The sequence below is a fragment of the Microbispora siamensis genome (assembly GCF_016863095.1).
Taxonomy (GTDB): Bacteria; Actinomycetota; Actinomycetes; order Streptosporangiales; family Streptosporangiaceae; genus Microbispora; species Microbispora siamensis.
Genome location: NZ_BOOF01000001.1, coordinates 232,805 through 253,460, shown reverse-complemented (window position 1 = coordinate 253,460; position 20,656 = coordinate 232,805). Strand labels below are relative to the sequence as shown.

Annotated in this window: 19 protein-coding genes and 1 pseudogene; 10 read left to right on the top strand and 10 right to left on the bottom strand. The window is 73.7% G+C overall.

Annotation, left to right across the window (positions count from 1 at the left end; translation table 11 throughout):
• Nucleotides 1-181 precede the first annotated feature (181 nt).
• Nucleotides 182-346 (bottom strand): hypothetical protein, encoded by a 165-nt coding sequence (locus tag Msi02_RS01125; protein ID WP_179155474.1) that lies wholly within the window; start codon nucleotides 344-346, stop codon nucleotides 182-184.
• A gap of 101 nt (nucleotides 347-447) precedes the next feature.
• Nucleotides 448-1,083 carry a TIGR03085 family metal-binding protein gene (locus Msi02_RS01120; protein ID WP_204046648.1) on the bottom strand — a complete coding sequence of 212 codons (636 nt, stop codon included), beginning with the start codon at nucleotides 1,081-1,083 and terminating at the stop codon, nucleotides 448-450.
• Nucleotides 1,084-1,345: 262 nt separating this feature from the next.
• On the opposite strand from Msi02_RS01120, the gene Msi02_RS01115 reads away from it, so the two are divergent.
• The 6 genes and pseudogenes from Msi02_RS01115 to Msi02_RS01095 all read left to right on the top strand — a co-directional run bounded on the left by Msi02_RS01115 (nucleotide 1,346) and on the right by Msi02_RS01095 (nucleotide 9,139).
• Entirely contained in the window at nucleotides 1,346-3,136 is a 1,791-nt protein-coding gene (locus Msi02_RS01115; RefSeq protein ID WP_204046741.1) for an ABC transporter ATP-binding protein, read from the top strand.
• Nucleotides 3,117-4,979 carry an ABC transporter ATP-binding protein gene (locus Msi02_RS01110; RefSeq protein WP_204046647.1) on the top strand — a complete coding sequence of 621 codons (1,863 nt, stop codon included), beginning with the start codon at nucleotides 3,117-3,119 and terminating at the stop codon, nucleotides 4,977-4,979. Before Msi02_RS01115 ends, Msi02_RS01110 begins: the two co-directional genes overlap by 20 nt.
• Before the next feature lie 69 nt (nucleotides 4,980-5,048).
• A pseudogene (locus tag Msi02_RS44375) lies at nucleotides 5,049-5,513 on the top strand (histidine kinase); the annotation flags it as partial.
• Between the two features lie 445 nt (nucleotides 5,514-5,958).
• Nucleotides 5,959-7,092: a sensor histidine kinase gene (locus Msi02_RS42895; protein ID WP_239108000.1), complete on the top strand. Its 1,134-nt coding sequence runs from the start codon at nucleotides 5,959-5,961 to the stop codon at nucleotides 7,090-7,092.
• Nucleotides 7,089-7,745, top strand: coding sequence for a response regulator (locus Msi02_RS42890; RefSeq protein ID WP_239107999.1), 657 nt, complete (start codon nucleotides 7,089-7,091; stop codon nucleotides 7,743-7,745). Before Msi02_RS42895 ends, Msi02_RS42890 begins: the two co-directional genes overlap by 4 nt.
• 113 nt (nucleotides 7,746-7,858) lie before the next feature.
• On the top strand, nucleotides 7,859-9,139 hold the full coding sequence (locus Msi02_RS01095) for an alpha/beta fold hydrolase (protein ID WP_204046646.1): 1,281 nt from the start codon (nucleotides 7,859-7,861) through the stop codon (nucleotides 9,137-9,139).
• Here Msi02_RS01095 and Msi02_RS01090 read toward each other — a convergent pair whose 3' ends face one another.
• A complete protein-coding gene (locus Msi02_RS01090) occupies nucleotides 9,140-9,547 on the bottom strand; it encodes a nuclear transport factor 2 family protein (RefSeq protein WP_204046645.1) in 408 nt (135 codons plus the stop codon).
• Between the two features lie 83 nt (nucleotides 9,548-9,630).
• On the opposite strand from Msi02_RS01090, the gene Msi02_RS01085 reads away from it, so the two are divergent.
• Nucleotides 9,631-10,200, top strand: a complete 570-nt coding sequence (locus Msi02_RS01085; protein WP_204046644.1) for a TetR/AcrR family transcriptional regulator — start codon at nucleotides 9,631-9,633, stop codon at nucleotides 10,198-10,200.
• Between the two features lies 1 nt (nucleotide 10,201).
• Here the strand turns inward: Msi02_RS01085 and Msi02_RS01080 are convergent, their stop codons facing one another.
• The 7 genes from Msi02_RS01080 to Msi02_RS01050 all read right to left on the bottom strand — a co-directional run bounded on the left by Msi02_RS01080 (nucleotide 10,202) and on the right by Msi02_RS01050 (nucleotide 17,674).
• Nucleotides 10,202-11,206 carry a zinc-binding dehydrogenase gene (locus tag Msi02_RS01080; protein ID WP_204046643.1) on the bottom strand — a complete coding sequence of 335 codons (1,005 nt, stop codon included), beginning with the start codon at nucleotides 11,204-11,206 and terminating at the stop codon, nucleotides 10,202-10,204.
• Between the two features lie 11 nt (nucleotides 11,207-11,217).
• Nucleotides 11,218-12,588, bottom strand: a complete 1,371-nt coding sequence (locus tag Msi02_RS01075; RefSeq protein WP_204046642.1) for an MFS transporter — start codon at nucleotides 12,586-12,588, stop codon at nucleotides 11,218-11,220.
• Nucleotides 12,589-12,627: 39 nt separating this feature from the next.
• Entirely contained in the window at nucleotides 12,628-13,428 is an 801-nt protein-coding gene (locus Msi02_RS01070; RefSeq protein ID WP_204046641.1) for an acetoacetate decarboxylase family protein, read from the bottom strand.
• Nucleotides 13,425-14,480, bottom strand: a complete 1,056-nt coding sequence (locus Msi02_RS01065) for an alpha-ketoacid dehydrogenase subunit beta (RefSeq protein WP_204046640.1) — start codon at nucleotides 14,478-14,480, stop codon at nucleotides 13,425-13,427. The genes Msi02_RS01070 and Msi02_RS01065 overlap by 4 nt, the downstream gene beginning before the upstream one ends.
• On the bottom strand, nucleotides 14,473-15,432 hold the full coding sequence (locus Msi02_RS01060; RefSeq protein WP_204046639.1) for a thiamine pyrophosphate-dependent dehydrogenase E1 component subunit alpha: 960 nt from the start codon (nucleotides 15,430-15,432) through the stop codon (nucleotides 14,473-14,475). Before Msi02_RS01060 ends, Msi02_RS01065 begins: the two co-directional genes overlap by 8 nt.
• 62 nt (nucleotides 15,433-15,494) lie before the next feature.
• A complete protein-coding gene (locus Msi02_RS01055; protein WP_204046638.1) occupies nucleotides 15,495-16,769 on the bottom strand; it encodes a M20 family metallopeptidase in 1,275 nt (424 codons plus the stop codon).
• 59 nt (nucleotides 16,770-16,828) lie between these two features.
• Nucleotides 16,829-17,674, bottom strand: a complete 846-nt coding sequence (locus Msi02_RS01050; RefSeq protein ID WP_204046637.1) for an IclR family transcriptional regulator — start codon at nucleotides 17,672-17,674, stop codon at nucleotides 16,829-16,831.
• Between the two features lie 115 nt (nucleotides 17,675-17,789).
• On the opposite strand from Msi02_RS01050, the gene Msi02_RS01045 reads away from it, so the two are divergent.
• Genes Msi02_RS01045 through Msi02_RS01035 form a run of 3 tightly spaced genes read left to right on the top strand, consistent with a single transcriptional unit; the run spans nucleotide 17,790 to nucleotide 20,640 of the window.
• On the top strand, nucleotides 17,790-19,091 hold the full coding sequence (locus tag Msi02_RS01045; protein WP_204046636.1) for an aspartate aminotransferase family protein: 1,302 nt from the start codon (nucleotides 17,790-17,792) through the stop codon (nucleotides 19,089-19,091).
• Entirely contained in the window at nucleotides 19,088-19,543 is a 456-nt protein-coding gene (locus tag Msi02_RS01040) for a RidA family protein (protein WP_204046635.1), read from the top strand. The genes Msi02_RS01045 and Msi02_RS01040 overlap by 4 nt, the downstream gene beginning before the upstream one ends.
• Nucleotides 19,540-20,640, top strand: a complete 1,101-nt coding sequence (locus Msi02_RS01035) for an aminotransferase class V-fold PLP-dependent enzyme (RefSeq protein WP_204046634.1) — start codon at nucleotides 19,540-19,542, stop codon at nucleotides 20,638-20,640. Before Msi02_RS01040 ends, Msi02_RS01035 begins: the two co-directional genes overlap by 4 nt.
• Nucleotides 20,641-20,656: the final 16 nt, after the last annotated feature.

Here is a 20,656-nt window from a genome sequence, read left to right as displayed (position 1 = left end):
GGCAGTGTTGATCATAACTAGCCGAGAGGACATGAGGCCGTTCCGCCCTCATCGTGAGACGGCGGGATCCACGGTTTCGTCGCGGCGTGGTCCGGACTCCTCCCGGGCCTGCCCGGACACCGCCGGAACAACGCGGCCCAGCCCCGCGACGAACGGGGTCAGGCCCGGAAAGAGCGGGACGTCAGCCCGAGAAGAGCGAGGTGAAGAACGCGGACAGGCGTTCGGCTCCCGTGCTGATTCCCCCGAAAAGGTTCCTGACCGCGCCGGCGGCGTTCGCCGGCTGCGTGAACAAATAGAAGATCACAAACGCGATGGCCAGGTAGGTCAGGACCTTCTTGAGGTTCATCCGGGGCTCCCAAACGCTCCCACACATCGTGGCTGGTCTCATGCTGCCCCATTGCACGACGTTTACGTGGAGGATTCCGGACAAGTCCCACGACTCCCTCCTCATGGCCCCAATCGGGCCTCCTGGAGCCGGGCGACCGCCGCGGCGTCCCCGTCGTACGTCACCCGGGCGTGCGCCTGCCGGCCGAACGCGAACAGCAGCAGCTCCGACGGCTCACCGGTGACCACCACGGCGGGCTCCGCCATCCGCCCGGCGGCCTTGGCGCCGTCGGGGCGGCGGAGCACGACCCCCACCGGAGCCTTGCGCAGGAAGAGCCGGGCGGTGCCGCGCAGCCGGTTCCAGAACGTCTCCTGCAGGTCCCTCGGGATGACCCGGGGCTCCCAGCCGGCCTGCGCCCGGCGCACGTCCTCGTGATGGACGAACAGCTCCACCGTGTTGACGATCTCGTCCAGGCGGGGGACCAGGCCGTACGGCGTCCAGCGCGGCGGGCCGTGGCGGACGAGCCCGACCAGCTCGGGGTAGGGGTGGCTCCGCTTGATGCGGTCCTGCACGGTGGCGGTGTAGCCCGCCAGGAACGGCAGTGCGATGCCGGGCGCGGCGTCGAGCCGGCGCTCGCGCAGGACGAGGTGGGCCGCGAGGTCCTCGGTCGCCCACCCCTCGCACAGCGTGGGCGCCTCGGGACCGAGGCGGTCGAGCAGGTCGCAGAGCGCCGCGCGCTCCGTCTGGGCGTGTGTCACGGGATCAGCCTACGTCCGCCACGCCCTCGGGCCCGGCGGCCGAGCACGTCCGAGGAATAAACAGGTTGATCAGGATGATAGGGAGTAACTAGGACCAAGGGCTTGGGTGGCGTCGGTCCGGTGACCGATCCGGTGGCGTCCCCGAGTGAGTAACGTCCCCCTCCGGGGCGCTCGCAGGGAGCGGCCCCGGCTGGTCCCCCGATCGGAAGGAACGCACCGCGTGCCGACGAAGGAGTCCCCCGCGCGGCCCGGCAGCTCAGTCATGCTCCAGGGTCTCAAGGTCATCGGCGTGGCGATCAGGACCGAGCCGAGGATCTTCACCGGCGCGGTCCTCGCCAGCGCCCTCTACGGCGCGATGACCGTCGCCTCGTCCTGGGCGCTCGGCTGGGCGACCGACAACGCGGTGCTGCCCGCGTTCCGGAATGGCACGGCGAGCACCGGCGTGCTGGTCGCGGCGGCCCTGCTGATCGTCGGCGTAGCGGTGCTCAAGGCCGCGGGGATCATGGGCCGGCGCATCATGGCGGGGATCCACCAGTACCGCATGCAGGCCCACTCCCGCCGCGCGGTCACCCGGCAGTATCTGCGGCTGCCCCTCGCCTGGCACCACCGCCACCCGACCGGGCAACTGCTGTCCAACGCCAACTCCGACGTCGAGGCGGCCTGGGGGCCGCTCGCCCCGCTGCCGATGGCGGTGGGCGTGGTCGTGATGCTCGTGACGGCCGCAGTGGCGATCGTGCTGGTCGACCCGGTGCTCGCCGTCGTCGGCTTCCTGATCTTCCCGGCCGTTGCCGTGCTCAACCTGGTCTACCAGCGCAGGCTTTCCCCGCTCGCGATGCGGGCCCAGCAGTTGCGGGCCGAGGTGAGCGAGGTCGCGCACGAGAGCTTCGACGGCGCGCTCGTCGTCAAGACCCTCGGCCGGGAGGACGCGGAGACCGCGCGGTTCCAGGCGAAGGCCGACGCGTTGCGGGACGCCAACGTCGCCGTCGGCCGGGTCCGCGGGCTGTTCGACCCCCTGCTCGAGGCGCTGCCCACGCTGGGCGTGCTCGCCGTGCTGCTCGTCGGATCGCTGCGGCTGGAGTCCGGCGGCGTCGCGGCAGGCGACCTGATCCAGGTCGCCTATCTGTTCACCCTCCTCGCCTTCCCCGTACGGGCGCTCGGCTGGGTGCTGGCCGAGCTGCCGCGCAGCGTCGTCGGCTGGACGCGGGTCAGGGACGTCCTCGACGCCACCGGCTCCATGGAGTACGGCACCGCCCGCCTGGACGCCTCCGGCCCGGCCCGGGTGGAGGCCGAGGGCGTCTCCTACGCGTACGTGCCGGGGAACGCGGTGCTGAGGGACGTGAGCTTCGCGGTCGCACCGGGCCGTACGATCGCGGTCGTCGGGCCGACCGGGGCGGGCAAGTCGACCCTCACCCAGTTGCTCGCGCGCCTGATCGACCCCGACGAGGGCGTCGTGCGCGTCGACGGCGTCGACCTGCGCGAGGCGGCCAGAGGCGAGGTGAGCGCCTCGGTGGCGCTCGTCCCGCAGCAGACGTTCCTGTTCGACGACACCGTGCGCGGCAACATCGCGCTCGCCGGGCAGGTGCCGGACGAGCGGGTCTGGGCCGCGCTGCGGCTCGCGCAGGCCGACGGCTTCGTCAGCGCGCTGCCGTCCGGCCTGGACACCCGGATCGGCGAGCGGGGCGCGACGCTGTCGGGCGGTCAGCGCCAGCGCCTCGCGCTGGCCCGCGCGCTCGTGCGCGAGCCCCGGCTGCTCATCCTCGACGACGCCACCTCCAGCGTCGACCCGCAGGTCGAAAAGCGCATCCTGTACGGCCTGCGCGACGGCGCCGCCGAGGCCACGGTGATCGTGGTCGCCTACCGAATGGCGACGATCGCGCTGGCCGACGAGGTCGTCTACCTGGAGCAGGGCGTGGTCGCCGACCACGGCACGCACGAGGAGCTGCTGGTCCGCTGCCCGGGCTACCGCGACCTCGTCACCGCCTACGAGCGCGAGGAGGCCGAGCGGGCCGCGCTCGACATCCGCGAGGACACCGATGAGGAGGTCGTGGCATGACGCACGGCCCGAAGCCCCTGACGAGGAGTGTGACGCGGTGACCGCCGTGACCGACACGGCCACAGGAGAGACCTCGTCCCTGCGGTCGGCCGACCGGGGCGCCCTGGAGACGCTCAGGCAGGGACTGCGGCTGTCGCCGGAGTTCCGCCGCGGGCTCGCCGGGACGCTCGTGCTGGCCGTGCTGGCCACACTGGGCAAGGTCGTCGTGCCGATCGCCGTGCAGCAGGTGATCGACCGCGGCCTGCGCTCGGGCGTGCCCGACCTGCCGTTCATCCGGAACGCGGTGGCCCTGTGCGCGCTCGCCGTCGTGCTGACCGCGCTGTGCGGCTACCTCATGAACGTCCGGCTCTACCGTTCCACCGAGTCGGGCCTGGCGGCCCTGCGCGGTAAGGGCTTCCGGCACGTGCACGACCTGTCGGTGCTGACGCAGAACACCGAGCGGCGCGGCGGCCTGGTCTCCCGGGTGACCGGCGACGTCGACCAGATCAGCACGTTCATGCAGTGGGGCGGGCTGATGGTCATCGTGTCCGCCGGCCAGCTGGTGGTGGCGACCGTGCTCATGGCCGTCTACTCCTGGCAGCTCACGCTGCTCGTGTGGGTCTGCTTCCTGCCGCTGGTGCTGGCCCTGCCCCGGTTCCAGCGGCTGGTGGCCGGGGCGTACACCCGGGTGCGCGAGCGCGCCGGCGACGTCCTCGCCGCCGTCAGCGAGTCGGTCGTCGGCAGCGCGGTGATCCGGGCGTACGGCTCGGAGGACCGCACGGCCGAGCGGATCGACACGGCGGTGGACGGGATGCGCGCGGCGCAGACCCGGGCCCAGAAGATCGTCGGATTCACGTTCCCGGCCACCGAGCTGGTCGCCTCGATCACGGTCGCCCTGGTGGTCGTGGCCGGGGTCTGGCTGGGCGTGGCCGAGTCGATCACGGCGGGGCGGCTCATCGCCTTCCTGTTCCTGATCACGCTGTTCATCAGCCCGCTGCAGACCGCGACCGAGGTGCTGAACGAGGCGCAGAACGCGATCGCCGGATGGCGGCGCATCCTGGGCGTGCTCGACACCCCGGCCGACGTGGCCGACCCGGAGAACGGCGCGACGCTGCCGCGCGGTCCGATCTCGGTGCGCTTCGACGGCGTGGGCTTCGCCTACCCCGGCGGGCCGCCGGTGCTCCACGACGTGTCGGTCGAGATCCCGCCGCGCACGCGGGTCGCGGTGGTGGGGGAGACCGGCTCGGGCAAGACGACCTTCGCCAAGCTGCTCACCCGGCTCATGGACCCGACGTCCGGCCGGATCCTCGTGGACGGGACCGATCTGCGCACGGTCAGCTTCTCCTCGCTCAGGGAGCGGATCGTCATGGTCCCGCAGGACGGGTTCCTGTTCGACTCGACGCTCGAGGACAACATCCGGTTCGGACGGCCCTCGGCGACCCGGGAGGAGATCACCCGGGCCCTGACCGAGCTCGGCCTGGCCGACTGGCTCGACGGCCTGCCCGCCGGCCTGGACACTCCGGTCGGCCAGCGGGGCGAGTCCCTGTCGGCCGGAGAGCGGCAGCTCGTCGCGCTCGCCCGTGCCTATCTCGCCGACCCCGACCTGCTGCTGCTCGACGAGGCCACCTCCGCCGTGGACCCCGCCACCGAGGTGCGCCTCGCCCGCGCCCTCGACGGCGTCACCCGCGGCCGTACGGCCGTCTCGATCGCCCACCGCCTGTCCACCGCCCAGGCGGCCGACGAGGTCCTGGTGTTCGAGCACGGCCGGATCGTCCAGCGCGGCCCGCACGCCGTCCTGGTCGAGCAGCCCGGCGTGTACGCCGACCTCTACGCCTCCTGGACCACCGCCACCACCGCGTCCTGAAATTCGGCGCGAAAGCCCGAGGTCGGCGACACCGCCGGTCGAAGTCCGCGTGCGCGGGGCCCGATACACATGGGAACGATGGTGATCAGTGCGGCGGCGCATCTCGGCGTGATGGGCGGTCTGGCCGTGCCGGCGCTGGTCGTGGCGGTCTCGGCGCTGCTGTTCGCCGTGGCGCGCGCACGGACGCTGGGCGTCTCGCTCTCGGCGATGGGCGTGGTCACGGCGGTCGCGGTGCTACTGGTCGCCTGGGGCGGCGCGCCGGCGCGTGTGACGGCGGCGGGCGGCGTCCTCGCGCTGGGCGTGGGCGCCGGGATCTGGACGGCGGGCCGTGCACGCCGTCGCCGCGCGGCCGCCCGGCTGGGCCGCCGGGAGTTCCTGCGGCACGCGGCGGCCGTCCCGCGCGACGCGGCACGGGCCGAGCGGGCGCGCTTCGCCGCCGAGCTGCACGACGTGGCCGGGCACCGTCTCACCGGGGTTGTGGTGACGGCGGGTGCCGCGCTCCGGCTGGACGTCCCGGAGCTGCGGGCGGCGGCGCTCCGGCACGCCGCGGAGGCCGGACGCGCCGCCCTGGCGGAACTCGACGCTCTCGGCGCGTCGCTCGACCCCGCACGCACCCTGCACGAGCTGGACGCCCTCGCCGCCGCGTTCGCGCGGGCCGATTACCGCCGCGGCGTCCGGGTCGTCACCCGGGAAGGTGTGGCGCTCGCCTATCGCGTACTCAGAGAGGGGCTGACCAACGCCGCCCGGTACGCCGTCGGCGCCACCGTGCGGGCACGAGTGGACGCCGACGGCGACGTCCTCCTCGTCGAGGTGAGGGACACCGGCGGGACGGCGGCCGGCGACGGCCTCGGCACCGGCACGGGGCTGGACGCTCTGCGGCGTGCCGTGGCCGAGGCGGGCGGACGGTTCGACGCGGGCCCGCACGAGGGCGGGTGGCTCGTCCGGATGTCGCTTCCGGGGCGCTGCCGGGGAGCCGCCGGTGCGGGCGCGGGCCGCCGGACGGCGGACGCGCACGATCGCACACAAGGTCTGGCCGCGGCTGCGGGGGCCGGCCTCCGCCGACGCCGCGCTCGTGGTCCTGGCGTTCGCACTGCCCCTGGGGGCATGCCTGATCCCCGCCGGAGGGCCGGACGCGTTCCGCGGATCCGCCGTGGCCGACGCGCTGCTGGCGGGAGTGCTCGCCGCGCACGCCGCACCGCTGGCGTGGCGGCGCAGCGCCCCGTGCGCGGCGGCGATGGCGGCCTGCGCCGTCGTGCTGGGGTGGCTGCTGTGCGAGCACTACGGCTGGACGCCGTCCCGCGGAACCGACGTGCTGCTGTGGTGCTGGTGGGCGGACCTCCTGCTGGTCCACGCGGCGGCGTCGAGAGCGCGGCGCCGCGCGGCCGGAAGCTGGCCGGTGCCGCTCGTGGTGGCCGCCGTCGCCGGGGCGGCGCTGGCCGCGGACGGCGTGGCGCACCGCTTCATCGCCTGGGCGGTCTTCACCGCGGCCGCGCTCGTCCCCGCCCTGGTCTGCTGGGCCTTCGGCCTGCGCGCGGGACGGCGGCGGCGCGCCGGAAGCGACGCCTGGACCGCGCTGCACCGGGCCGTCGACGACCACGCGGCCGCTGCCGCGCACGAGGAGCGGACGCGGCTGCTGCGGGGCCTGCGCGGCACCGCATGCGCCCACGTCCGTGCCGCGGTCTCCGCCGCCGAACGCGAGGACCTCCAGGACGTCCTGACACGGTCGCGGGCGGCGATGCTCGTCATGCAGGACCTGGTCACCGAGCTGCGCGCCGCACCCGCCGACGACGACCCGCCGCCAACCCTGGCCGGGGTCCGCACGCTGGCCACGCGTCATCGCGCCGCCCTGCGCGTGACCGGCCCCGTACGCCCTCTGCCCGCGTCCGCCGAGGTGATCGCCTACCGCACCGTCGAGGCGCTGATCGAGGACGAGACGCCGATCGCCCTGCACCACGTCCCGGACGGACTGGACCTGACCATCGGCCCGCGCCGCCCCGGCTCCCCGGGCCTGCCGCGCCCACTGCGGGACCGGATCGACGCAGGGGGCGGAACGCTGAGCATCGCCGCCGACGGTACGGTGCGGGTGTGGCTCCCACAGACCGATCTGGTGTGATCCGCGTGACGGTCGCCGACGACCAGCCGATCGTCCGCGCGGGCATCGCCGCCATTCTCGCCGCCGAGCCCGGGCTGCGGGTGGTCGACCAGTGCGGCGACGGCGAGACGGCCGTGCGGCAGGCCCTCGACCTGCGCCCGGACGTCGCGGTGCTCGACGTCCGCATGCCGGGCCTGGACGGTGTCGCGGCGACCGCGCGGGTGACGGCCGCCGCCCCCGAGGTGCGGGTCCTGCTGCTCACCAGCTTCGGCCTGGACGAGTACGTGTTCGGCGCGCTGCGGGCCGGAGCGTCGGGCTTCCTGCTCAAGACCGCCGAGCCGCAGCGCGTCGTCGACGCCGTCCGGGTCGTCGCCGCCGGGGACGCCCTCCTCGACCCGGCCGTCACCCGGCGGCTCATCGACCACTACGCCGCCGCGCCCGGCGGCTCGCCCGGCTCCGCGCCGCCGGCGGCGCTGACGCCGCGGGAGACCGAGGTCCTGGTCCAGGTGGCACGCGGACGCAGCAACGCCGAGATCGCCCGGGAGCTGTCCCTCAGCCCGGCCACCGTCAAGGACCATGTGGCGGTCATCCTGCGCAAACTGAACGTACGCGACCGGGTCCAGGCCGCGATCGCCGCCTACGAGACGGGGCTGGTCCGCCCCGGCGTTCGCTGACGGCCCCCGCCGCGCAGCGGGGACGGACCCCGCCGTCCGGCGGGGTGCGGGACCCGTGCGGTTCGTCGTCAGGCAGGAGGAACGGCGCGAACGGCGTACCTAGCGTGGACGGCATGGCAACGATCTTCCTCCGGCGCGCCGGCGGTGTGCTCACGATCCTGGTGGCGCTGGTCGCGGCGGTCGTCGCGGCCCTGGCGGCCTTCTTCTGCGCGGCCTTCGCGACCGCGCTCGTCCCGGCGCTGGTCGCGGCGGCGCTCGTGGCGTTCTTCGCGACCTTCTTCCTTTCGTGCTGGGCGGGACTCGCGCTGTTCGGACTCCGGCGCAGCAGGCGGCCCGCCGCCCTGGCCGCCGCCGTCGCCACCGTCGTGTTCGGCGCGGCGGCCGGGATCCCGCTGTTCCGGCCGATGCCGCGCCCCGCCGGCCCGCCCCCCGGTTCCGACGTCCGGTTCTGGGACCTGCCGACCGGCTCCCGTATCGCCTACAGCCACGTTCCCGCCGTCGGCAGACCCCGTCCCGCGCCTGTGGTGTTCCTGCATGGCGGGCCCGGGACCGCCAACGACGGAATCCCCCCTGCCGGGCGCGCGCTTGCCGCCGACGGCTTCGATGTGTACGCCTACGACCAGCTCGGCTCGGGACGCTCCACGCGGCTGTCCGACATCCGCGGATACACCGTCGCACGGCAGGTCGCCGACCTGGACGCGATCCGCCGCCGGCTGGGTGCCGACAAGATCATCCTGATCGGGCAGTCGTGGGGCGGCGAACTGGCCGGACACTACATGGCCGCACACCCCGAGCACGTGGCCAAGGCCGTGCTGAGCTCACCCGGCGTCCTGTGGTACGGGGCCTTCCGGGGACGCTCCAGCGGCGAACTGTGGGACCGGCTCTCGCCACGTCAGCGCGAGCGGGCCGAAAGCCTCGCCTCCAGCCCCCGTATGTCGGCGGCCCAGCTGCTGGCCGAGGTGAACCCGTCCGCCGCCCACGCCCTCCTGGGCGACGACGAGGCCGACGAGCTCTTCCGCCGGATCCTGGACGCCTCGCTGCCGGCCGCGCAGTGCCCCGGCCGTCCACCGGCGTCGCTCCCGGCCAACCGCCCCGGCTTCTACGTCAACCAGATGACGATCGCCGACGCCCGGACCCTGCCCGATCCGCGTCCCCGCCTGCGTACCGTGACCGTTCCGACGCTGGTGATGCGTGGCGAGTGCGACTACAAGGACTGGCAGGTCACCTACGACTACCGGCGCACCCTGCCCGGCTCGACCCTGGTCTACGTCCCCCACGCCGGCCATGCCATCGCCATGGACCAGCCGGCCGTCTATCTCGCAGTGGTGCGCGCCTTCCTGCTGGGCCACCGGCTCCCGCTCCCGCCCTACACCGCCGCCACCCCGCCCGCCTGATCAGGCCTGCGTCGCGGCGGCGAGGCCCATCGGGTTCCAGTAGTCGCGCAGGAGGAGGATCTGTCCGTCGCGGATGCGGAACACCTGCACGGACCGGGCCTGATAGGGAGCGCCCGTCGCGGTCGCCACGGCCCTGGTCTCGAGTTCGACGACGAGCACCTCCGGGTCCGTCGTCTCGTAGACGCTCGTGGTCCACATGTCCTCGATCCGCATCGCCGCGGTCGCCTGCCCGGAGGAGAAGGCGCGGATGGCCTCGCGGCCCTCGACGCGCACGGGCATCCCCGGTGGTGCGAACGGCAGCTCGATCACCCCGTCGGGGGCGAACAGAGCGGCGAAGCCGTCCAGGTCGCCGTCGAGGATCAGGGCGCGTCTGCGGGCGAGGACGTCTCGCGGGGCCGGCCGGTCCATGGGGCCTCCGTCATTGAACGGGTGTTTACTAAACGACCGTACAACGAAATTCCGGAAGAGATCAATCGCCGTAGAATCGACCGGTGACCGAGGCCGGAGCCCGCCTGACGCGGGCGGAGCGACGCCGCAGGACCGAGGCGAGGATCCTCGAGGAGGCGGCTCGCCTGTTCGCCGCGTCGGGATACGCCGACACGACGATCCGGGCCGTCGCCGCCGCGGCCGGGGTGAACCCCGGGCTCGTCATGCACTACTTCGGCTCCAAGGAGGAGCTCTTCCTGCGTGTCGCCCGGGCCCGGCCTTCGGGGCCTCTCGCGGGCGGGCCGGACGAGGTCGTCGAGGAGATGCTCGACCGGCTCGCCGCCTCGATGGCCGACGAGCCGGTCGAGTCGCTGGCCGTCCTGCGCTCGATGCTCACCCACCCGGGAGCCGCCGAGGCCGCCGCCGAGGGGGCGGCCCGATACCGGGCGCAGCTCGCCGAGGCCATCCCCGCCGCCGACGCGGGCGTACGGGCCTCGGTGATCAGTGCCGTGCTCATCGGCGTGGTCCTCGGGCGGCACCTGCTCAAGCTCGAAGAGCTGCGCGACGCGCCTCCCGAGCAGATCGCCGCCCTGCTGCGCCCCTGCCTTCGCTCCCTGACGGGCGCGGACGGCTGATCTACGCCGAGACGCGGATGACGGACTTCCCGAAGTGGCCGCTCTCCCGCAGGTCGTACAGGGCTTGCACGGCCTCGTCGAACGGGCGGACGTCGTGGAGCACCGGCCGCAGGTCATGGCGTCGTACGAAGGCCATGGCCTCGGCGAACTCCGCGGAGCTGCCCACCGAGGTGCCGATGACGCTGATCTGCCGGAAGAACAGCTCCCGCAACGACACCGACACGTCGGGGCCGGTCGTCGCGCCGAGGGTCACCAGCCGCCCGCCGGAGCGCAGGGCGGCCAGATGCGAGGCGAAGTACGCCGCCCCCACCGAGTCGACCACCAGATCGACGGGGGTGCCCGGCGCGGGATAGCCGCCGTCGTCCCCGACGACCACCTCGTGGGCGCCCAGGGCCCGGGCCGCCTCGGCCTTCGCGGCGCTCCGGGTGACGGCGGTCACCCGGGCCCCGGCCGCGAGGGCCATCAGCACGCACATCGTGCCCACCCCGCTGGACACGGCCGGAACGAGTACGTGCTGTCCGGGACGCAGCCCGCCCCGGGTGAACAGGGCGCGGAACGACGTGACCGCCACGAGCGGCAGGGCCGCCGCCTCCGCCCAGTCCAGCCCCTCGGGCCGGGGATGGGCGTTCGCCGCCGGAACCGCGACGTACTCGGCGAGGGTCCCGTCCGGAGGGCCGCCGAGCAGGCGCGGAACGCCGGGCACGTCGTCGGCGGCCGGCCAGCCGAGGGTGGGGTCGATGACGACCTCGTCGCCCACCGCGGCTCCGGAGGCGCCGGGTCCCAGCGCGACCACCTCGCCGGCGCCGTCCGAGCCCACCACCAGCGGGGGCTCGGTGCCGTCGCGGCCCGCCGCCACGAACAGGTCGTGCCGGTTCAGAGACGCGCAGCGGATGCGTACCAGGACCTGGCCCGGTCCGGGCTCCGGCCGGGGGAGCACCGCCGTCCGGAATCCGGCGACGCCTGGCGCTCCCGCGTGGACCACGGCGCGCATCGTCGGTCGATCCATGAACTCCTCCCTCAGGCTTCCGCGATCTCATGGATCGACCCCGAGGCGCGCTCTCCTCGGCCTGGCCCGCCGGCGAGGCGGGTCACGCCGTCGTGCAGCGACGTACGCAGCGTCTCGGGGGTCATCACCGCGGCGATCAGGCTGAGCGTCGCGCCGCCCATGAGGTACCACCCGGGGGCGTAGGTGGACGCGGTGACTTCGACGAGCGTGCCGGAGATGTACGGACCGGCGCCGCCGAAGAGGATCACGCCGAGGTTGTATCCGACGCTCACCCCGCTGGCGCGGCGGCTGGTGGGGAACAGCTCGCAGAACAGGGCCGGTTGCGGTGCCAGCATCATGACGTCCCCGACGAGCGTGAGGATCAGCCCGGCCACCACCAGGTACCAGCGGCCCGTGTGCATCAGGGAGAGCGTCAGCAGGGACGAGACCGCCACCCAGATCGCCCCGGCGATCAGGAACGGCCGGCGGCCGAAGCGGTCGCTGAGCATCGACGCGGGGACGACCGCGACGGCCATGAAGGCGAAGCCCGCGACCCCGGCGAGGCGGGCCTGCTGTGGGTCCATCCCCAGGTCGGTCGACAGGAACGTCGGGCCGTAGACGAGCAGGACGTAGGTGCACATCGTGGGGGCGGCGGTGAGCCCGGCGATCAGCAGGATCGAGCGCCAGTCGCGCCTGAGCGCCGCGCGCAGCGGGCGGCGCTCGGCCTCGCCGGGATCGACCTTCTCGAACTCCGGGCTCTCTCCGAGACGCAGCCGCAGGTACAGGCCGACCAGTCCCAGCGGGAGGCTGACCAGGAAGGGAACCCGCCATCCCCACGACGCTGCGGCCCCGGCGCCCGTCGTCAGTGAGACGGCGACGGCCGACAGGGCGGCCGTCAGCATCCCGAGGGCGATCGTGCTCGTCTGCCAGCTCCCCGCGAAGGCCCGGCGTCCGGGCGGCGCGTGCTCGACGACGTACGACGCGGAGCTGGCCCACTCCCCGCCGGCCGAGATCCCCTGGACGCAGCGGAGCAGGAAGATCAGGATCGGGGCGGCGATGCCGATCGTGTCGTACCCCGGCACGAGGGCCATGGCCGCGGAGGCGACCGAGATGAGGATGACGATCAGCGACATGCTGGCACGCCGGCCGATCCTGTCGCCCATGTGCCCGAATACCAGCCCGCCGAGCGGCCGGACGACGAAGCTCATGCCGAAGACGGCGAAGGTCAGCAGCAACGAGGCGCGGGCGTCGCCGGAGGGGAAGAAGGTGTCGGCGATCGCTTTGGCGAAGAAGCCGTAGAGGGCGAAGTCGTACCACTCGATGAAGTTGCCGATGGAGGCGGCGGCGACGGCCTTCCGGAACGGCCTGGGGGCGGCCTCCGGCGGCTGGGGGTGTCCGCTCATGTCATGTCCTTCCTAACCGGGGCATTGCCGAGAGAGGCCCTACCAGGAGGGCCGGCCGAGCACGGGGAAGCGGTCGCAGTGTTCGAGGTAGACCCCGTAGCGGATGGCGAGGCGGACCGAGCCCCAGGAGAGCGTCGGCGTCGAAACGGGACGCAGCAGGTGCACGGGATCGGAATCGCGGGGGTGGAAGGTGAGCTCCGCCTCTCCGCCGCTCGCCGGTGCGAGAGGGGTGACGTCGAACGGGATGCGCACCAGCCGGCTGACGTCATAGCCGGGGCCGTCCGCCCGGGGGACGAGCTTGAGGGTGAAGTGCGGCGAGATCCACGACGGCACCGCGGACTCCGGGCCGGAGCGCCCGGCCGTTCCGGTCACGTCGAGCAGCGGCGCCCCGTCGGCCATGACGACGCCCGCCGTGACGGCGTCGCCGGCGCGCTCGACGACGACCTGGCGCACCTGCTTCTTCGGCAGCCCGAACGCCTCCCGCCCGAAGATCCCGTAGTTCAGGCCCGGAATGAACGTCTCGACCGCGTACGCGCCGGACTCGCCCGCCTGCCCGAGCCGCGGGTGCTCGCAGGTCACGCACACCCCCGCCTGCGTGTACGACGGGCGGCGCTCGCTCGTGCCGTCGGCGCGGGAGAAGGCGGGGTCCTTGAACCGGGCGAACCACAGCATGACCGCCGGGCTCGCCGGTGCCCGCAGCGGCGCCGGCAGGACACTCCCGACGATCTCCGGCGTGGTCGCGTACTCCACGGTCAGCCAGTCGAGCGTCACCTGCTCCTCGCCCGCTCCGTAGAGCGGCGCGAAGGCGGGCATCCCCCAGGTGACGCCGGGCCCGGTCATCGGAGCACTCCGGCGTCGCGGACGGTCTCCCCGCGGACGAGGCGGCGCAGTCCGTCCGCGATCTTCGCGCGGGTGGGGAGGACGCCCGGCACCAGGGAGACGGCCGAAGGGATGCGGGCCGGGGCGGCGCCGATGCGCACCGGAGGGGCGAGCAGGTCCAGCCCGGACTCCGCGACGAGGCTGACCACCTCGGCCCCGAAGCCGCCGAAGGTGTGCGCCTCGTGGACGACGGCCAGCCGCCGTGTCCTGGCCACGGCCTCCTGGACGGCGGTCAGGTCGAGGGGGTTGAGCCAGCGCAGGTCGAGAACCTCGGCCTCGACGCCCTCGGCGGCCAGTTCCTCGGCCGCGTCCAGCACGAGGTTCTGCACTGCTCCCCAGGTCACCACCGTCACGTCGGAGCCGCCGCGCCGGACCCGCGCGCCGCCGATCGGCCCGACCTCGCCGCCGAGGCGGACGTCCGACTTGGCGCCGTGGTAGAGGGTCCGGTTCTCGATGACGACGACCGGGTCGTCGCACCAGACGGCGCTCAGCAGCATGTCGTACGCGTCCTGGGCGGTGCTCGGCATGCCGACCCGCAGGCCGGGGACGTGGGCGAAGAACGCCTCGAGGTTCTGGGAGTGTTGCGCGCACGCCCCTGGGCCGTTCCCCGCCTGGGTGCGGACGGTGATCGGCGCGGTGACGGCGCCGCGCGAGACGTACCGCACGTTGGGGGCCTGGTTGACGAGCTGGTCCAGGGCCACGAGCGAGAAGTCGATCCACATGATCTCGGCGATCGGGCGGCGGCCGAACATGGCCGCGCCGACGGCTCCGCCGAGGATGGCCGACTCGGAGATGGGGGTGTCGAAGACGCGGTCGCCGAACTCGCGGTGCAGGCCCTTCGTGACGCCGAACACGCCGCCGGGCTTGGCCACGTCCTCGCCGAAGAGCAGGGTCTCCGGGCGTTCCCGCAGGGCACGGCGGAGGGCGTGGTTGACGGCCTCGGCATAGCTGAGCCGCTTGGTCTCGATCGCGGTGCCGGCCGCGCCGGCGGGCAGGAGGGTGAGGTCAGGCATAGAGGTGCTCCAATGCGGTCGCCGGGTCGGCCGGCGGTGAGTCGAGGGCGAGGCGGGAGGCGGCCCGGACCCGGTCGGCGACGCGCGACCGGATCGCGTCGAGTTCGCCGGCCGCGACCCCTTCGGCGGTCAGGCGCTCGGCGAGCCGCCCGATGGGCTCCGCGGCGACGGCCCGGTCAAGGTCCCCGGCGGGCCGGTAGCGCTGCGCGTCGCCGATGTAGTGGCCGACGATGCGCTGCGTCACGCACTCCAGCAGCGCCGGACCCCCGCCGCCGCGGGCGCGCCGGACGCACGTCTCCATCGCCCGCGCCACCGCGTCGGGGTCGTTGCCGTCCACCCGCCCGCCGGGCATCCCGTACGCGGAGGCGCGGCGGAACAACTCGGGGTTGCGGGTCATGTCGGCGATCGGGGTGAGCTCGGAGTAGGCGTTGTTCTCGACGACGAAGACGACAGGGAGGCCGCGGACGGCGGCGAAGTTCATCGCCTCGTGGACCGCGCCCTGGTTGAGCGCTCCGTCGCCGAAGGCGGCGACGGCGACGCGGCCGCTGCCGTCGAAGGCGGCCGCGAGGGCCGCGCCGGCGGCGATCGGGGCGCCGGCCCCGACGATCGAGTTCTCTCCGTACATGCCGTAGCGGGGCGCGGTGAAGTAGGCGGATCCGCCTCTGCCGCCGTTGATCCCGGTGACGCGGCCGAGGATCTCGGCGAACAGCGCCTCGGGCGGCACGCCGCAGGCGAGCGCCCAGCCGTGGCCGCGGTACGTCGGGAAGACCGCGTCCCGGCTCAGGTCGAGGGCGGCGACGGCTCCCACGTACACGGCCTCCTGGCCGCTGCACAGATGGATCGAGCCGACCATGTCGCCGGCCGTGCGCAGCCGGGCGATCTCGTCCTCGACGCCGCGGATGAGCAGCATCCTTTCGAAGTGGCCGAGCAGTGTCGGGGTGTCGGAGCGCATGCGAAGGAGACCTCCTGGCGTTCGCTGGTCACAAAAGGGCGGTACGGGTCGTACCGCCGGAGTCAGGCGGCGGCCCGCCGGGCGTAGTCCGCCAGCGCCACGGCGAGCACCGCGGCGCACTCGACGACGTCGGCCTCGGTCACGTGCTCGTCGTCGGCGTGGGCCAGCGCCGTACGGCCGGGGCCGTAGATCACGGTGGGGACGCCGCGCCCGCCGTAGTAGGCGGCGTCGGAGCCGGCCGTGAAGGCGAGCGGCTCGCGGGCGGACGCGCCGATCCCCGCCTGGCCCGACGCGAACGACGCGACCAGGGGGTGCTCGCGCGGCGTCTCCCAGCCGAGGAGTTCGTGCCCCCACTCGATCTCGACGGGATGCTCGGCGAGCCAGGGGTCCCCGGCGCAGACGCGGGCGACGGCCGCCTCGAACTCGTCCCGCACCCGCCGCGCGGACTCTCCGGGGGCGAGCCCGATCCGTCCGGCCATCGTGGCCAGGTCCGGTACGGCCGCCCGCCAGGCGCCCGCGGAGACGGTGCCGATCGCGAACGGGATGGCGGAGGGCAGGTGGGCGAACAGCGGGTGCCGGTAGGCGGCCGTCCGCTTCCCGGCCAGCTCGATCCACGCCTGCCGCACGCGCATCAGCCGCTCGAAGGCGTCCTCTCCGGCCCACGGTGCGGAGGTGTGAGCGGTCCGGCCGTGCACGGTGACCGAGAAGAAGAGCAGTCCGGAGGAGATCGGCACGATCCGGCTCTCGGTGGGTTCGAGGACGACCGCCGCGTCGGGGGCGGGGCCCTCGCGCAGCGCCACCCGCGTACCGATGCCGGTGGTCTCCTCCCCGACGACCAGGTGCCAGACCAGGTCGAGCGGCGGCCGGATCCCGGCCCGGTCCAGCGCCGCGACGGCCAGCAGTCCCGCGGCGATGCCGCCCTTCATGTCGCAGGCGCCCCGGCCGTAGACCTTGCCGTCCACGCGCCGGCCGGCGAACGGGGGATGGGTCCAGGCGTCCGGGTTCGCGGCCGGCACCACGTCCATGTGGCCGTTGAGCGCCACGCGCGGGCCGCGGGCCCCGGGCCGGGAGGCGATGACGTTGAAGCGCTCATCCGGCCGGGCGTCGGCGTCCCGCACCTCGTCCTCGATCATGGCCTGGCGCCGGACGTCCCAGCCGTGATCGCGCAGGTACTCCTCGTAGAGGGGCGCCACCCGGTCCTCGTGGCCGCCCGAGGTGTCGCGGCGCAAAGATTCGGCCAGCAGGTCCAGGTGCTCGTCGGCGAGCTCCTGGACCGCGTGGCGTACGGAGTCGGTGAGCCGCGGCGCGAGCGTGGCCGGTCCGTGAGTGTCGTTCACGGGTACCTCCTAGGTCTTGCCCGAGGAGTATGGGCGGCCACGCCCGGTTCGCCGCGCCGTCACCGGCGGGTTTTCGAATATTTGAAATCCGGCGCCGAGTCGGGGGGAAGGGTGAGCCGTCCCTCCCGCAGCAGGGTGCCCGCCGTCTGCGCGGCCAGGATGACCTCGCGGATGAACATCTGCTCGTTCCCGGCGAACCGCTCGGCGGGGACGGAGATCGTGAAGGCGCCGGCGGGGAGCCCGTCCCGGCCGGAGAAGACCGCCGCGACGCACTTGATCCCCCGGGCGAACTCCTCGTCGTCCAGGGCGTAGCCCAGCCGGCGTACGCGCCCGAGCTCGACGTGGAACGCCTCCGGATCGGTGATGGTGTTCGGCGTGAGCGGCTCGAACGGAAGCCGGTCCACGATCTCGGCGCAGTGCTCCTTGGGCAGATGCGCCAGCACCGCCTTGGCCGAGGCCCGCGCGTGCAGGGACTGCCGGAACCCGACCTCCAGCCTGCCGACCGTGATCGCCTGGGGGCCGGCCAGATAGTGCAGGAGGGTCAGCTCCCCCCTCCGCCAGCCCGACACGTAGGCGGTCTCCTTGGTCCGGCTGTGCAGCCCCTTCAGGATGATCGACAGTTCCGGCTCGGGGCCGGCGCGCCGCTGGACGTGCCAGCTCAGCACGGCCGCCCGCGTCCCGACGTCGTACCTGCCGCCGGGGCGGCGGATGAGGTAGTCGTCGGCGATCAGCGTCCGGAGCAGGTGATAGGTCGTGCCCAGGCTCAGGCCGGCGCGTTCGCTGATGTCGCGGGCGGTCAGCTCCCCGCCGTGCTCGGCGACCAGCGCGAAGACGGCCAGTCCCCTCGCCAGCGTGGACAGGGTGCTCGGGGTCTTCCCGCCGAGGTGATCGGACGAAGCGGACATCACGGACTTTGATTATCTGAAATCTCGCCCGTCAGCAAGGATGCCGGGCGGCGCGGCCACCTACGCTCCACCGGACAGCACCTGTCTCCCCCCCGCAGCAGAAGGAGGCCGCCCGATGGGCACGCGACCACTCCTCGAACGCCACCGCGCGGTGATGCCGTCCTGGATGAACCTCTACTACGAGGACCCCATCGAGCTCGTACGCGGAGAAGGGCGCCATGTCTACGACAGCGAGGGGCGGCGCTACCTCGACTTCTTCGGCGGCCTGCTCGCCACGATGGTGGGGCACGACATCCCGGAGATCACGGAGGCGATCCGGGAGCAGGCCGGCCGCATCCTGCACACCTCGACGCTCTACCTGGTGCGGCGGCAGGTGGAGCTCGCCGAGCGGATCGCGGCGGCGAGCGGGATCCCCGACGCGAAGGTCTTCTTCGTGAACTCCGGCACGGAGGCGGTCGAGACCGCCCTGCTGCTCGCGACGCAGTACCGCCGCTCGAACCAGGTCCTCGCCCTGCGCGGCAGCTATCACGGGCGATCCTTCGGCACCGTCGCCGCGACCGGCATCAGGGGATGGTCGGCCACCTCGCTGAGCCCGCTGAACGTCACGTACGTCCACAGCGGCTACCGGCTGCGCAGCCCCTTCCGCGGCCTGGACGACGCCGCGTACGTCGCCGCCTGCAAGGAGGAGCTGCGCACGATCATCGAGACCGCCACCGCGGGCGACGTGGCCTGTCTCATCGCCGAGCCCGTGCAGGGCGCCGGCGGTTTCGCCACGCCGCCGCCGAGTTTCTTCATGGAGATGAAGGCGGTGCTCGACGAGTACGGGATCCTGTTCGTCTCGGACGAGGTCCAGACCGGCTTCGGACGGACGGGCGCGGCCTGCTTCGGCATCCAGGCGTTCGGCGTGCGCCCCGACGCGATGGCCTTCGCCAAGGGCGTCGCCAACGGCGTGGCGATGGGCGGCGTGGTCGCCAGGGGCGACCTCATGGACTGCCTGGGCGCCAACTCCATCTCCACGGCGGGAGGCAACCCGCTCGCCTGCGCCGCCGCCGTGGCCACGCTCGACGTCATCAGGGACCGCGACCTCCAGGCGAACGCCGACCGCGTCGGCGCCCGTCTGCGGGAGGGACTGGAGCGCATCTCGGCGGACCACGACTGCGTCGCCGAGGTCCGCGGCATGGGCCTGATGATCGGGGTCGAGATCGTCACGCCCGGCACCACCCGGCCGGACCCGGCCCTCGTGGCGCGCATCCTCGAGAAGTGCAGGTCGCGCGGCCTGCTCATCGGCCGCGGCGGGCTGCTCGGCAACGTCCTGCGGGTCACGCCGCCGATGACGGTGACCGAGGAGGAGGCCGACGAGGCGTTGCGTATCTTGGCCGACGTCATGGAGGAGATCTCCGCCAGGGCGGCGGTGTGAGCGGAAGCGAGCGGGACATGGAGGACGTCGTGGGGAAGCCGGCACTGGTCGAGCGGCGGAGCACGGACAGGATCGCCCCGCCCCTCGGTGCGTACAGCCATGCGGCGCGCGTCTCGCCGGAGGGCGCCGTCCTGCACATCGCGGGGCAGGTCGGCAACGCCCCCGACGGAACGGTCGCCCCGGACGCGTACGGGCAGACCGTCCAGGCGTTGCGCAACATCGCCGCCGTCGTCGAGGACGCCGGAGGGACCCCGGCGGAGGGGCTGGTCTCGCTGTTCACGATGGTCGCGAGCCGGGAGGCGCTTCCCGGCGTGCGCCGCGGCATCGGCGAGGTCTTCGCCGAGTGGTTCCCCGAGGGGGACTATCCGATCAACTCGTTGTGCGTGGTGGCCGGGCTGGCCCGCGAGGACCTGCTGGTCGAGATCGCCTCGGTGGCGGTGGTGCCCGGATGACGCCGGAGGACTTCCGCGCGCTCTTCCCCGCCCTGCGGCAGGTGATCTGGGCCGACACCCCGGGCGCCGCGCTCGGCTGCCTCCCGGTGGTGCGGAGTATGTCGGAGGCGCTGGACTCCTGGCTGGACGGCTCGTTCGACTGGACCACCTGGGACGCGGCGGCCGGTCGGGCCCGCGAGCGGTTCGCCGCCTGGCTGGGGATCGAGCCCGGCTGTGTGGCCACCCTGGGGTCCGCGTCGGAGGCCGTCGCCACGGTGGCGGCCTCGCTGCCGCGGGGGCGGGTGGTGGTGTCCGCCGAGGACTTCCGCAGCACGCGCTACCCCTGGGTCCCGTTCCACGACGTGGTCGAGGTGGCGCACGGGCCCGGCGGGCTGCGGGTGGACGACCTGCTCGCCTCGATCACTCCGGGCACGACCGTCGTCTCGGTCAGCCATGTGACCAGCCACGAGGGGCTGCGGCTCCCGTTGCCGGCCCTTCGCGACCGCTGCGACGAGGTCGGCGCCCTGCTGCTGGTCAACGCCACCCAGAGTCTCGGCGTCCTCGACCTGGACCTGGCCCGGTGCCGGCCGGACTACCTCGTCGTGCACGCCTACAAGTGGATGCTCGCTCCGCGCGGCTCGGCGTTCCTCGCGATCCGGCCCGATCGCCTCGACTCGGTCCGGCCGCTGGTGGCGAGCTGGCGCACCACCGGCGCGCCGCTGGCGTACTTCGGCGGCGGCCTCGTGCCCGCCGCCGACGCGAGCCGGCTGGACACGTCGCCGGCCTGGCTGACCTGGACGGGCACCGTGGCCGCCCTCGGCGTGCTGGCCCGGCTCGACCCCGCGACGGTCGATCGGCACGTCACAGGGCTCGCGGCCCGGCTGCGCGAGCGGGCGGACGCGGCCGGTTACCGGACCTTCGCCGCCGACGGGCCTTCGCACATCGCGGTACTGCGTCCCCCTGAAGGAGTCGATCCGCGTGCGCTGCTGGAGCGGCTGCGGATCCGGGGCGTCCGGGCCACCGCGGCCGCCGACCGGATCCGCTTCGGCTTCCACTACTACAACACCGCCGACGAGGTCGACGCGATCTCCCGCCTCCTGATCGAGGAGGCCGGGTAGTCCGGCGGACGCGTCG

What these genes read in the sequence shown, in the direction of transcription:
- Msi02_RS01090 (WP_204046645.1), bottom strand. Translation starts at nt 9,547, where the DNA reads ATGGACCGGCCGGCCCCGCGAGACGTCCTCGCCCGCAGACGCGCCCTG.
- Msi02_RS01115 (WP_204046741.1), top strand. Translation starts at nt 1,346, where the DNA reads ATGCTCCAGGGTCTCAAGGTCATCGGCGTGGCGATCAGGACCGAGCCG.
- Msi02_RS01095 (WP_204046646.1), top strand. Translation starts at nt 7,859, where the DNA reads ATGGCAACGATCTTCCTCCGGCGCGCCGGCGGTGTGCTCACGATCCTG.
- Msi02_RS01125 (WP_179155474.1), bottom strand. Translation starts at nt 346, where the DNA reads ATGAACCTCAAGAAGGTCCTGACCTACCTGGCCATCGCGTTTGTGATC.
- Msi02_RS01060 (WP_204046639.1), bottom strand. Translation starts at nt 15,432, where the DNA reads ATGCGCTCCGACACCCCGACACTGCTCGGCCACTTCGAAAGGATGCTG.
- Msi02_RS01045 (WP_204046636.1), top strand. Translation starts at nt 17,790, where the DNA reads ATGGGCACGCGACCACTCCTCGAACGCCACCGCGCGGTGATGCCGTCC.
- Msi02_RS01110 (WP_204046647.1), top strand. Translation starts at nt 3,117, where the DNA reads ATGAGGAGGTCGTGGCATGACGCACGGCCCGAAGCCCCTGACGAGGAG.
- Msi02_RS01075 (WP_204046642.1), bottom strand. Translation starts at nt 12,588, where the DNA reads ATGAGCGGACACCCCCAGCCGCCGGAGGCCGCCCCCAGGCCGTTCCGG.
- Msi02_RS01070 (WP_204046641.1), bottom strand. Translation starts at nt 13,428, where the DNA reads ATGACCGGGCCCGGCGTCACCTGGGGGATGCCCGCCTTCGCGCCGCTC.
- Msi02_RS01050 (WP_204046637.1), bottom strand. Translation starts at nt 17,674, where the DNA reads ATGTCCGCTTCGTCCGATCACCTCGGCGGGAAGACCCCGAGCACCCTG.
- Msi02_RS01080 (WP_204046643.1), bottom strand. Translation starts at nt 11,206, where the DNA reads ATGGATCGACCGACGATGCGCGCCGTGGTCCACGCGGGAGCGCCAGGC.
- Msi02_RS01065 (WP_204046640.1), bottom strand. Translation starts at nt 14,480, where the DNA reads ATGCCTGACCTCACCCTCCTGCCCGCCGGCGCGGCCGGCACCGCGATC.
- Msi02_RS01035 (WP_204046634.1), top strand. Translation starts at nt 19,540, where the DNA reads ATGACGCCGGAGGACTTCCGCGCGCTCTTCCCCGCCCTGCGGCAGGTG.